Here is a 12,435-nt window from a genome sequence, read left to right as displayed (position 1 = left end):
TTGAATACCGCTATTTTAAATACCGAAATACAAAAGTTTATAAACGCCCATTTAAATTCTGATGTGGCCACTTTGCTGTTAAAAGGCATCCTGTTTCCTTCTGTGGAAGCTAAAACCATTATTGAACAAATCGAAGCAAAAAAGCGTTGTGAAAAAAAACTGCCCACCTGGTTCCATTCCAAAGACATTTATTACCCCAATAAGTTAAATATCGAACAGACCTCTTCAGAAATAACAGCCAAACACAAAGCCAATTTAATAAACGGCGCATCCATCATAGATCTAACTGGTGGTTTTGGGGTAGACTGCTATTTTTTTTCGAAAGTATTTAAAGCTGTTACACATTGTGAAATAAATAATAACCTATCAAATATTGTCGCTCATAATTACAAACAACTAGGTACAGATAATATACTCGTTAAAAACATAGACGGTATCGATTATTTAAACGCTTCACAAAAAACATATGATTGGATTTATATAGACCCTTCCAGAAGACATAATAGCAAAGGAAAAGTCTTCTTTTTAAATGATTGTCTTCCTAACGTTCCAGAACATCTTGATTTGCTATTTAAACACTCAAAAAATATTCTGATTAAAACATCGCCCTTACTCGATTTATCAATCGGTATAAATGAACTGAAGTTTGTTAAAACCATTCATGTCGTCGCTGTAAATAACGAAGTAAAAGAATTGCTTTGGAGCTTACAAAATGGCTTTGAAGGCGACATCAGTATTGTAACAGTAAATATTAAAAAGGATACAAAAACATATTTTCATTTTACATTAGCTAAAGAAAAAGCTTTAAAATCAAAATACCACCAACCACTAACTTATTTATACGAACCTAATAGTGCCATTTTAAAAGCGGGTGCGTTTCATGCCATCAGCAATAAACTTAACGTTTACAAGCTTCACAAACACACTCATTTATATACCAACGATGCGTTAATCGACTTCCCTGGCAGGTCTTTTAAAATTGAAAATATAATCCCTTATAATAAAAAGGCATTAAAAAAAATTGGGATCTCTAAAGCAAATATTACGATTAGAAATTTTCCTGAAACGGTCCAACAAATTCGAAAAAAGTTGAATATTAAGGAAGGCGGAGATTTTTATTTGTTCTTTACCACAAATATTGATAACAATAAAATGGTGATTATTTCTACTAAAGTCAATTAGAAAAAGGGTTTATTCTTCTTACTAAATCAATAACCAAAACATTTACTTGAACCAAAATAAATAATTTTAAGTTAACCAGAAATCCCCTAGATTTGTAAATAAACATATATGGGATATAAAGGACATATATCCTTTATATTATTGTTGTATGCCATTACGGAAAAGCCAACCGCACATTAAGCACATTTGGTTTTTGCCACCACACAATCCAAAGCTGAAAACCAAAAGAGCTTAATCTTTCCACCACTTCTGACCATTACGATTTTGTCTTTCTTCTAGTCGGATACATCACCTGTTGTTTTTTGAATTGACCAATTTCTTCTCTTAACGTTTGATTTATATTGTGAATCAAATCATTTTGGAATTTCATAATTCCTAATAAATCGTGCATTGCATTTAGATTTTCTAATTGCTTGTAAACAATCTCCTCTAAATCGGCTTTGGTATATCTTTTGCTCATAATCTATAAGTATTGAAAAGTATTCTTTAGAATTTCTAAACAAATCTATTTAAAGTCTATCAAAATTCAAAATAAAACTTTAGAAATTCTATAATTTTCTTTTCAAGAGTTAAATTTATCTCAACAAATTCGAAAGATTTATGACTTCTTTAGGGCTATACTTAACAAAAAAATCTGTGAATAGAGCTATGGTTTCCAGACGGACTGGAATCAGTCAAGCACGGCTTTCACAGTTGACTTCAAATGAATCGACAAAACTTCGAGCAGATGAATTGTATTTAATTGCCTTAGCAATTGACATTGATCCTGGAGAAATGTTTAAAGAGGTATTTAGCGATTTAAAGTTGGAAAACTAATGATAACAACAAAGAATTTAAAAGAAGTTTTAGAAAACCTTGGTTTTTCATCAAAAGGAGATTTGTTCACTAAAAAATTTGAATCCTATGATTGTTTCCTTAAAGTAGATTTTAAGAGAAAAGCTATTTATTACCCTGAAAAAAAAGGATTTAAAATAAACGACAAAACAACTTGTAATTTTTCTTCAAAAGAAAATTTTGTAGTACTCGAATGCGTAAACAGACTACTTGAACAAGGCTATAATCCAGCACATTTGGAATTGGAACCTAAATGGAAAGTTGGACACGGAGCAAGTGGTGGAAAAGCAGATATTTTAGTAAAAGATAACAAAGGAAAATCTTTACTGATTATCGAATGTAAAAATGCAGGAACTGAATTCGCAAAGCATTGGAACGAAACTTTAGAAAACGGAAGTCAACTTTTTGGATATGCACAACAAGAAAGAGATGCTTCTTTTCTTTGTCTTTACGCTTCCGATTTTATTGATGGTAAAGTACAGCCAAATTATCGATTAATTACACTTCAAGACAACGAACAATATTTAGAAGACAACCTAAAACTAGAAAGTTTTAAAGACGCTAAAGTTCGAGAAGATTTACATAGAGTTTGGAAAAATACTTATCAAAAAGATTATACGACAAAAGGACTTTTTGAAAAAGATATTCAAGCCTATAATATTGGAAAGAAAAAATATACAATTGACGACTTAAGTTTAATCGATAGCACAACAAAACAAAGTAAACATCACGCTTTTGCAACAATTTTAAGAAAGTACAATGTTTCTGGTCGAGAAAATGCTTTTGATAAATTAGTTAATCTGTTTTTATGCAAAATTGTTGATGAAAAAAACAATCCAAACGACTTACAATTTTACTGGAAAGGAATTGCTTACGATACACCTTTTGAACTTCAAGACCGTTTACAAAAATTGTATCAAACTGGAATGAATATCTTCCTTAAAGAAGATGTTACCTATATAGACAATCAACAAATAGACAAGGCATTTTGGGCATTTAAAAATGACCCAGATGCTACAAGAGAAACAATTAAAAGCTATTTCAGACAATTAAAATTCTTTACCAACAACGACTTCGCATTTATTGACGTTCACAATGAACGATTGTTTTATGAAAATGCAGAAGTTTTAATTGATATTGTGCGTCTTTTTCAAGACACGAAAATTACAAGTTCTTCTAAAAATCAATTTTTGGGAGATATGTTTGAAAACTTTTTGGATGGTGGTGTAAAACAATCCGAAGGACAGTTTTTTACACCAATGCCAATAACAAGATTTATTATTCAATCGCTTCCTTTAGAGCAAATGATAAATGAAAGTCAACAAATACCTAAAGCAATTGATTATGCTTGTGGTTCAGGACACTTTTTAAATGAGTTGGCTTCACAAATGAGACCTTTTATTGAAAAAAATAAAGAGGTTAGTTTAGAAGAATATCACAAAGCAATACACGGAATAGAAAAAGAATATCGATTATCTAAAGTCGCCAAAGTTTCTGCTTTTATGTATGGTCAAGACAACATTGATATTACTTATGCAGATGCTTTAGCAAAATTAGACAAGTTTAAAGCAAACGACTATCAAATATTAGTTGCAAATCCACCTTATAGTGTAAAAGGTTTTCTTGGTACTTTAGACCAAGATAGTAAAGAAAGTTATGAACTTTTAAATACACTTTCAAGCAAACAAATACCAACAAATAATTCAATTGAGTGCTTTTTTATAGAAAGAGCAAAACAAATGTTAGGTCCAAATGGTGTTGGTGCTATAATCGTTCCTTCTTCCATTTTATCAAATGGAGACAGTACTTATATTGAAACTAGAAGTATTCTATTAAAATATTTTGATATTATTTCAATTTCTGAATTTGGTTCTGGAACTTTCGGTAAAACTGGAACGAATACAGTTACTCTATTTTTAAGAAGAAAAGGAAACGAACCTGAACAGGCAGTTCATTATCAAAACAGAGTAAATGATTGGTTTAGTGGTGACACAAAAAAGCAAAAAGTGTTTGACGACCAACATTTTATAGAAAGTTACTGTCAACATATTGACATCGATTTTGAAGACTACAAAACGTTATTACAAGGTAAACCAAATAGTAATTTATTAAAAGTAGAAATGTTTGTAGAATACCTTGATGCTTTTAATAAACTCACATCAACAAAAAACAAAAAGAAACAATCAAGTTTCAAAAAATTATCCAAAGGAGATAAACAAAAGGAACTTGATGAAATGTTTTTTAAATACTTAACTAATATTGAAAAGGAAAAACTGTACTACTATGTTATTGCAAGTCAAAATACAACTGACGTAGTAATTGTTAAAGCACCAAGTGACAACAAAGCAAATAAAAACTTTTTAGGTTACGAATGGAGTTCGGCAAAAGGTAGTGAAGGCATTAAGTTATATAAAGATAATAACGGAAAACACTTAACACCTTTATATCACGAAGATGACAGAAATAGTGAAAACAAAATTAATTCAATCATTAATAATGCTTTTAACAATGCACCTGTTGCTGTTAAATCTGAACTTGAAAATTTTGTAAGCATAAGCCCTTTGGTCAATATGCTCAACTTTACACGTACTGATTTTTCAAGGCAAATATCTCTTAATCCAAGTGTTGAGCTGAAAATCAATTCTAAATGGGAACTGGTTAAGATGGAAAATCTAATGGACATTCAAAGAGGTGCTTCACCTCGACCTATCAATGATTATTTGACTGAATCCGCTGATGGAATTAACTGGATAAAAATTGGAGATATTTCACCAGAAGATAAATATGTTACATCAACAGAACAAAAAATAACTAAAGAAGGTGCTTTAAAGTCTCGATTCATAAAAGAAGGAACATTTATCCTTTCAAATTCAATGAGTGCTGGTCGTCCATATATTTTAAAAATAGATGGTTGCGTACACGATGGTTGGTTAATTCTATCAGAAATTTCATCAAAATTAGATAAAGACTATTTGTACGAAATACTAACGAGTAATGAAATTCAGAACATACTTGTTGGTAAAGCAATTGGTGGTGTTGTAAAAAACTTAAACACAGATAGAGTTAAAAGTTTGAAAATACCAATTCCAACAAGTAATATTCAGAGTAAAATCGTTTCTGAATGCAAAAAAATTGATACTGAAAAAGATAAAGCAATTCTCAGTATTCAAAATGCTAAAGATACCATTGAATCAAGTTTCAAAAGGGCTTCGTCAATTGCTGACAAAACATTCAAGTTAAGTAGCTCGTCAGATTTTGATGCTTTTATCGGTAGAAGAGTTTTAAAGAAAGAAGTCGATACACCTGGAGCGAATATTCCAATATTTAGTGCAAATGTATTTGAGCCTTTTGGACTAATTGATAAACTATTTATAAAGGACTTTTCAGAACCTTCTGTCCTTTGGGGAATTGATGGAGATTGGATGGTTAACTACATTCCTGCTAATTATAAATTCTATCCAACTGACCATTGTGGTGTAATCAGAATAAAAACTAAAGAAGTAAATCCAAGATATTTGACTTGGGCATTAAATGAAGCTGGAAAAGAAAAACGATTTTCAAGAAGTCATAGAGCTTCAACTGACAGAATAAAGGGAATTTCAATAAAAGTGCCAGATATTAAAACACAAACGGAATTGGAAAAAGAAATTATTAAACAAGAAAAAATAATCGAGAAAGCGCAAAAAGTTATTGAAAATATAGCCGAAAGAAAACAAGCTGTTTTGGATAAGTATTTATAAAAGCCAACGCAAGTTCAAGCACATTTCAATCCTCGTACCTGCGGTTGCAAAGAGCTTTCTCCCCAACACTAAAAACGAAATGAATAAAATAAAAACGGCATACAACAAGGTATAAAATGCATAGCCACCCTGCGGGATGGCAACGACATCTTATACAAACCGTTAGGTGCAATTTGAAAAGCAGAACTTGAAATTGAACACTAGAATAACCATCTTATTTTTAATCAGTTTAATAAATTTCGGATTTGGACAAAACCGAAAGGAAAGAGATTATGGATATTATGAATCTCTAAATCTAGGAATTGGATATAACTATAGTTTTGGAGACCATAATGAAAGAGACTTTCATCTTCTTGATATCGGAATTAACAAAGCAAGCTATGGAGGACTGCACGGAGGCGGATTTCAATATGGAATAGGAACTGAAATCGGACTAAACACAGAAAAGTTCATTATTGGACCCAAAATAGGTGGAGTTATGAATCTAATGGGAATAGCAATTGGAACTGAATTAGTAACATATACGGACTTTGACAATTGGACTTTAAGATTTGTTCCTTTCATTGGGATTGGTGGAGAAAAAGGCAGGCTAACCATAAACCCACATATTATTCTGACTAACAAAAAATTTCGACCAATCAATGAAGGACTCTTAAATTTCACCTATAACCTGAATTTAAAAAGAAAAAAAATAGAAAAAACTGCACCTAACAAAGTGTAAAAATAATTGCTTGGTTCTTGCCTACTCGGAAAATCCTGCGGATTTTCCTCTGATTCGCTCCATTTTTGTTAAGTTAGTTGCTTAATCACGCAACTATTATTACACGAACCGTTAGCTGTAACCCCACATAGTTCTTAAAACCTGTTAGCAAACATATTAAAGTCAAAAGATAAGAAAAAAAAGAGATTATGGATAAATTTTAAAAACTGAATATCAATAAAACGACCTAGCTTAAGTCAGAAAACAAAAAACGTAAATCAATATAATATGAATTCAAAATTAATACTATTAACTCTTCTTATTTTTTTTTCACTAACTTCTTGTAACAATAAGAAGTCTAAAATTGAATCAAAAGAAAAATCTAAAGAAATAAAACAAATGGAAAATCCATATTGGATATTTAAAGAGAGTAAACACTTTAGACCTAAATTAAATGAAAAAACTTTTTTTGAAAAAACAGGAACTGATTTTGGATGGTATATTTTAGAACCTTTGTCTCTATATATTGAAAACCCATCAAATGAACTCACAAAGGGTCAAAATTTGTCTTTTGGACAAAAGGCTATTTATTATTGGTGGTATTTAGATGGACAAGTTACGAATGGTGGATTTAAACAATTTTTTTCTAATGGATATGGGAAGTATATACCTACTATAATTACCGGATTAGAATATATTGGTGATGATGAATTAGTGTCTCTATTAAAAAAAGCAGAGAATTATTATGTGAAAAATGACAAATCATCTATTAACGAGGTTAAGATTCCTGAAGAATATAAAAAAATTGTATCCTTAGGTGCTTTAACAGCTTTTGACGCTAAGTATTTAGACCTAAATGAATCTACTATGCTTAAAATTGAAGAATATGCTAAAAAAAATCCCAAAGAATTCTGTATCAATGAAAACGGAGAGGAAATTCACAAAAAATAACTACAGCTAACAACGTGTAAAAATAATGCGTAAGTTTATTACAGAATCAATGAACAGTGCTGTTTTGAGTGCGTCCTATTTTCCTTTGAAAAATCAGCCTCTCTCAAAACGCATTATTCTTACACAAATCGTTAGCGGTAATTTGAAAAAACGAATGAAGTACATAATAATAGGCGTAATCGCACTTGTAATTATTTTTATTCTTTTCAATCAATTTGGAGGAAAAAAGGGAAATAATGTAATCAGTCAAAATACAAATAATTTTGAAGCTAAGGACAACACTTCTGAAAAAGAAGAGCCAACTCTCGGAACATTAAAGAAAATAAAGAGCGAAGATTACAACAGATTTATACTTACAAAAAGTACAACTGAAAGTTATATTCTCAAAGGAATTAAAGAATATGGTGAGCTTTCAGGAAATGAAGAATACAAAATATACAATTTCGGAATTGCTGAATATGGAAATTGGAAAATTATAATAGTTGACAAATCGATTAGCTTTTATGTTTATCACAATCTTGTTGGTTGGTTAAGCGGATATGAGGAAAATAGAGCGATTCCCGAACTTTCTATCGGATTTTCTAAAAATAAAACTGATTCACAAGAAGATTACTTGTTCTTTTTAGACCCCGAAAACGAATATGGCGATACACAAATCGGAACTTTTAGAAACGGAGAGTCATTTTCCATCTATTTACCAGAATCTTATGAAAAATATGGAAACCTGACAATTAAAAAAGAAATTCAAGTTTCAATGAAAGAAAATGTGGACTATATTTCTGAACAAGGATTTAATATTTCGGACATCGAATCTTTGAAATATACTGAACATAAAATCAAAATGAACGAATGAAAACTACCGCTAACATTGTATAAAAATAATTGCTCGGTCTGTTCCAACTCGGAAAATCCTGCGGATTTTCCTCTGGTTCGCCAACTTTTGCTAAATTAGGTACCAAACCACGCAACTATTCTTATACGTAGCCGTTACCCAACATTTGAAAAAATTGAAGCCTAAAACAAAATACATACTTTCGATTTTAGTAATTTCAGGCTTCGCATTGCTGTATTACAACCACAACAACGAATTGACTGAGACAAGTTTTGATTCTACTGAATTAAAATATGCCAAGAGATTCTTCGGAATTGGAATTTTATGCTTAGTACTTTATTTTTTTAATAAAAAACTGAAAAATCTACTGACCAAAATTATGTTTGGAGTATTTGGAATAAGTTTGGCATTAAACTTATACATATTTCCGCGGATTTATGAGAGTGTAAGGATTAACAAAATATATTACGAGTACTCTGAAATAGAAACTTGTGAAGAAATGGAAAAACGATTTGCGACTGATTTAAAAAATGGAGAAATCAAATATTTTCAGTTCGGAATTGGTTATAATGTAGGATTAGAGAAAACACTAAAAGAACAATATAACATTGAAACTTTCGGAATGGGTTGTACAATCCAATCTGAAAAGGAATGCTATAACAAATTGGTTAATGAATATCTAAAAAAGGATTTTAATAAATCAATATCTGATATTGAAAAAGAATCTGATTTATATAAACTAATAGAAAACAATTAAAAAAACGTTGGGTAAAGTTCCTCGTCGATATCATAGCCCAGAAAATACAGGATATCCAAGCGCATACTACTATGCTGGATGAGTTGCCGATCACTGATGATATTTTCCAGATAACCTACCAAGCACAGTTTAAAGAACACAACGGGGTCGATACTCTTTTGACCACTTGAACCATAATAGACCTTGGTTAATGGATATAGAAATTCTAGATCCAAAACAGCCTTTAATTGCCTGTAAAAATTCGCCTTGGGGATACGCTCGCTTAACTGAAATTGAGCAAACAATTTTTCTTGGTAATCTTTCTTGCCTTGCATATAACAAAATACGAATTTTATCTATCTTTAGCATGATTTTGTGCAATAGACACAATGGCTATAATTCATTGCTTCTGATTTTCCTCTCGGAAAATCCTCGCAAGTTTGCTATCTTCGTTTCTCAATCTGAAAATCCTTGCGGATTTTAACGCAACACATCATACATCGAACGTTGTAATTAATTATGAAAAACAAAACAATATTATTTTTAAGTCTTTTTCTATTATTCGTGATTACAGCATGTAAATCGAAAAAAGGAATAGTAAACTCAAATAAAATTGAATTTAATAGAAGTAATGAACTACCCCGCAGCAAGCTGACGAGGCATCAGAATTATTCAAACAACCGTAATTGATTTGAATGAATCTGTTTATACTCTTTTTGTTTCCCCTGATTTTTTAGGTAAGCTATTATAACTTCTTCATTAGCATATTGACCAACAGTATTAATATAATAGCCATCTGACCAAAATTGACCTCCCCATAATTCATCTCTGACATTTGGATGAAGTCGAAAAACTTCTCGGGCTATAATGCTTTTTAAAGTTTGAATTATTTGCTTTGGAGAATACATAGGTACGCTCTGAACTAAAAAATGTACATGATTCTCATCTAATCCTATCTCTACAAAATATATATCATATCTAAATTCTATCTCCGAACATGTTTTTACAACACTTTTACTTACAGCTTCTGTTAAAATTGATCGTCGATATTTTATTGGACAGACCAAATGGTATAACAATAAACTTTTATTATGCCGCTTGTAGATATGATCACTCATAAATCCAATATACACTTTTTCAAAGTGTTTTGAAAAACCATCCGTTTTTCAAACTTTTCCTCTTTACCCCGCAGCAAGCTGCGAGGAATTCTTTAGATTAAATTTATTCCTGAAAGTAAGAATTTAACATTTGACTTGACTCGAAAAGAAAATATGCCTTTTTCTGAATATGATTTTGGAGCAGAACTTTATAACGGAAAAATATATGCTTTTCTAGATAATCATAGAAACAGATATGGAAATGAAGATAACAACCACGGAGATGTATGTGTTTATGATATTAAAAGTAACTCTTGGAGTAAAGTAAATGTTATACCTAAATCACAACCAACTACAACTTCAGTCTTAGTTAATGATAAAATATACCTAATTGGTTCGTCTGAAAAAAATAGAGATTTAATACAAGTATATAATATAACTAAGAATGAATGGGAAGAATCATTTAATTTGCCAATTGGGTTATACTGGACTACTGTCGAAACTCATAAACAAAGTATTTATGTTATGGGAGGTTATTGTCCTCAGCTACATCCCAAAATTATGTCATTAAATAATGTACAAATATATAATACACAAACTAAAGAATGGACTGAAGGAGCCACCATGCCTAGAAGTATTCAATCACCAAATTCCTTAAAATATAAGGATGAATTTTATGTTTGGGATAATTACCCTAGAGTAATGTATAAATACAATCCTGAAAAAAATATGTGGATTAGTTTGGATAAATTTAAACCATACGTAAAAGGAGCTCAAGAAGGACTCGTTTTGAATAATAAATTATATTTTATTTCTGGTCAAGAAAACTCAGGAAAAGTTTCTAAAGCGATAAAAAAGATATATGAATATAATCCAAAAACTAATGAATATTTAGAATCTTTAAATAACCTAGTAACTGGAAGACATTATAATTATGGTGCTTTTGGTTATAAAGATAAAATCTATTTATTAGGAGGAAGAGAAGATCAAAACTGGGATTCAATGAATGATGTTATTGAACTTAAAATAAAAAACTAATTACAACAACGTATCCTATGAAAAGTACTAGTCCAATTCTCCTAAGTTAATATTTATTTTTTTAATTATCTCATTATGTTGATTTTGAGGTGTTGTAATGTTAATAATTCCGATAGGACTATCAATATTTCAATACCATATAACCTGCTCCGCATCCTATATGTGATCAACTCTAAATCTTGGTCGTCACCAGCATCTTTATGATTTTAAGCTATAATAAACCTGTTCACTTGCTATAAATATGTGATACCTCTATTTAAGGTTTACCCTCGTTGTTTTGCGATACAAGTTATGCTTCTTTTTTGAGCTTTGTTATCTGTTTTATATTATTCTACAACACCTATAGTATAAGGTGTTTCTGTTTTTATTACTGCTAATGTTCTACTTAATAGCTTTCTGGCTACTTCTATTATAATTGTTTTCACGTTCTTTCTATAATAGACCTGCATCACTGGATCGGTCCGTATGGCCTGCCAGGAAGCTTCTATAAAATAACTCCGCATTAAGCGGTGTGCCCGCATGGTTATGCCTGTGTGCCGTTGGTTATCCCCACTTTGATGAATCCCTGGTGCTATACCTACATAACCCGCTAAATGTTTTATAGATCTAAAACGTCGTAGATCTCCTAACTCACTTATAATACCACAGGCAACTATACCGCCTATCCCTGGAACACTACGCAATAAGTAATAATCTTTCTTGTAATGTTTTCTGCAATAGGCACGTATCTTTGTAGAGATATCCCGTAGCTCTTGGTCGATAAACCTAAAAGAACGCAGCCTACTGGACAAGGTTTCTCTTGCTGTAGGGTATTCAAATACAATACCATCCAACCGATTTCTAAACTTATGACTCCAATGATCGTTATCAAATCGCTCTGGGATAGATATCCCAAAATAAAGTAATTGCATCTTGATATGACTTTTTATACGACGGTAGTCTTTAACCAAATCATTGCGGCGTCTAAATAAACTACGTAATTGTTCACGTTCTATATCGGGAATATGGATGCTCTCTAGTCTGTTATCCTTTAATTCCCTTGCTATTAATTGCGCATCTATTTTATCTGTTTTAGTATACTTCTCTTTTCCTTTTCTATGGATATCTGCGGGGTTGACTACTAATGATCGCCAGCCATAACCCACAAAAACACGATGCGAATAATAGCCACAGCAGCCTGCTTCGTAGGCTGTAGATACCTCTAAACCCCAATAATGCCTATCCACATAATCTTTTAATAATTCTGGTTTGGGGGGCATGGCAAAAGTTTTGCCCGTAAATAAATCTGTGGCACAATGAACCTTCCAACTACGTTTGTGAATGTC

Annotated in this window: 11 protein-coding genes and 1 pseudogene; 8 read left to right on the top strand and 4 right to left on the bottom strand. The window is 31.3% G+C overall.

Features of this window, described 5'->3' with window-relative positions; genetic code table 11:
- Window positions 1-1,182 carry a THUMP-like domain-containing protein gene (locus HHX25_RS11190; RefSeq protein ID WP_169673169.1) on the top strand — a complete coding sequence of 394 codons (1,182 nt, stop codon included), beginning with the start codon at window positions 1-3 and terminating at the stop codon, window positions 1,180-1,182.
- 256 nt (window positions 1,183-1,438) lie between these two features.
- Here the strand turns inward: HHX25_RS11190 and HHX25_RS11185 are convergent, their stop codons facing one another.
- Window positions 1,439-1,642: a hypothetical protein gene (locus HHX25_RS11185; protein ID WP_069831116.1), complete on the bottom strand. Its 204-nt coding sequence runs from the start codon at window positions 1,640-1,642 to the stop codon at window positions 1,439-1,441.
- 140 nt (window positions 1,643-1,782) lie between these two features.
- Between HHX25_RS11185 and HHX25_RS11180 the strand changes: the two genes are divergently transcribed.
- The 6 genes from HHX25_RS11180 to HHX25_RS11155 all read left to right on the top strand — a co-directional run bounded on the left by HHX25_RS11180 (window position 1,783) and on the right by HHX25_RS11155 (window position 8,996).
- A complete protein-coding gene (locus tag HHX25_RS11180) occupies window positions 1,783-1,998 on the top strand; it encodes a helix-turn-helix domain-containing protein (RefSeq protein ID WP_169673167.1) in 216 nt (71 codons plus the stop codon).
- Window positions 1,998-5,756, top strand: a complete 3,759-nt coding sequence (locus HHX25_RS11175; RefSeq protein ID WP_169673165.1) for an N-6 DNA methylase — start codon at window positions 1,998-2,000, stop codon at window positions 5,754-5,756. The genes HHX25_RS11180 and HHX25_RS11175 overlap by 1 nt, the downstream gene beginning before the upstream one ends.
- 193 nt (window positions 5,757-5,949) lie before the next feature.
- Window positions 5,950-6,477, top strand: a complete 528-nt coding sequence (locus tag HHX25_RS11170; RefSeq protein WP_205958035.1) for a hypothetical protein — start codon at window positions 5,950-5,952, stop codon at window positions 6,475-6,477.
- Between the two features lie 267 nt (window positions 6,478-6,744).
- A complete protein-coding gene (locus tag HHX25_RS11165) occupies window positions 6,745-7,407 on the top strand; it encodes a DMP19 family protein (RefSeq protein WP_169673163.1) in 663 nt (220 codons plus the stop codon).
- A gap of 154 nt (window positions 7,408-7,561) precedes the next feature.
- Window positions 7,562-8,260, top strand: coding sequence for a hypothetical protein (locus HHX25_RS11160; RefSeq protein ID WP_169673161.1), 699 nt, complete (start codon window positions 7,562-7,564; stop codon window positions 8,258-8,260).
- Window positions 8,261-8,405: 145 nt separating this feature from the next.
- Window positions 8,406-8,996 carry an FEKKY domain-containing protein gene (locus HHX25_RS11155; RefSeq protein ID WP_169673159.1) on the top strand — a complete coding sequence of 197 codons (591 nt, stop codon included), beginning with the start codon at window positions 8,406-8,408 and terminating at the stop codon, window positions 8,994-8,996.
- A 14-nt stretch (window positions 8,997-9,010) separates the two neighbouring features.
- Here the strand turns inward: HHX25_RS11155 and HHX25_RS11150 are convergent.
- Together HHX25_RS11150 and tnpA are read right to left on the bottom strand one after the other, a co-directional pair.
- A pseudogene (locus HHX25_RS11150) lies at window positions 9,011-9,310 on the bottom strand (transposase); the annotation flags it as partial.
- A 333-nt stretch (window positions 9,311-9,643) separates the two neighbouring features.
- The gene (gene tnpA / locus HHX25_RS11145; protein ID WP_169673157.1) at window positions 9,644-10,093 is read right to left on the bottom strand and encodes an IS200/IS605 family transposase; all 450 of its coding nucleotides are present in this window, start codon (window positions 10,091-10,093) and stop codon (window positions 9,644-9,646) included.
- A gap of 135 nt (window positions 10,094-10,228) precedes the next feature.
- On the opposite strand from tnpA, the gene HHX25_RS11140 reads away from it, so the two are divergent.
- A complete protein-coding gene (locus HHX25_RS11140; protein ID WP_169673155.1) occupies window positions 10,229-11,110 on the top strand; it encodes a Kelch repeat-containing protein in 882 nt (293 codons plus the stop codon).
- Window positions 11,111-11,436: 326 nt separating this feature from the next.
- On the opposite strand, the gene HHX25_RS11135 is transcribed toward HHX25_RS11140, so the two are convergent.
- On the bottom strand, window positions 11,437-12,435 hold a 999-nt coding region (locus HHX25_RS11135), incomplete at its 5' end, for an IS110 family RNA-guided transposase (RefSeq protein ID WP_169673153.1).

It is taken from the genome of Flavivirga algicola (genome assembly GCF_012910715.1).
Lineage (GTDB): Bacteria > Bacteroidota > Bacteroidia > Flavobacteriales > Flavobacteriaceae > Flavivirga > Flavivirga algicola.
This window is presented reverse-complemented; position numbering and strand designations above follow the sequence as displayed.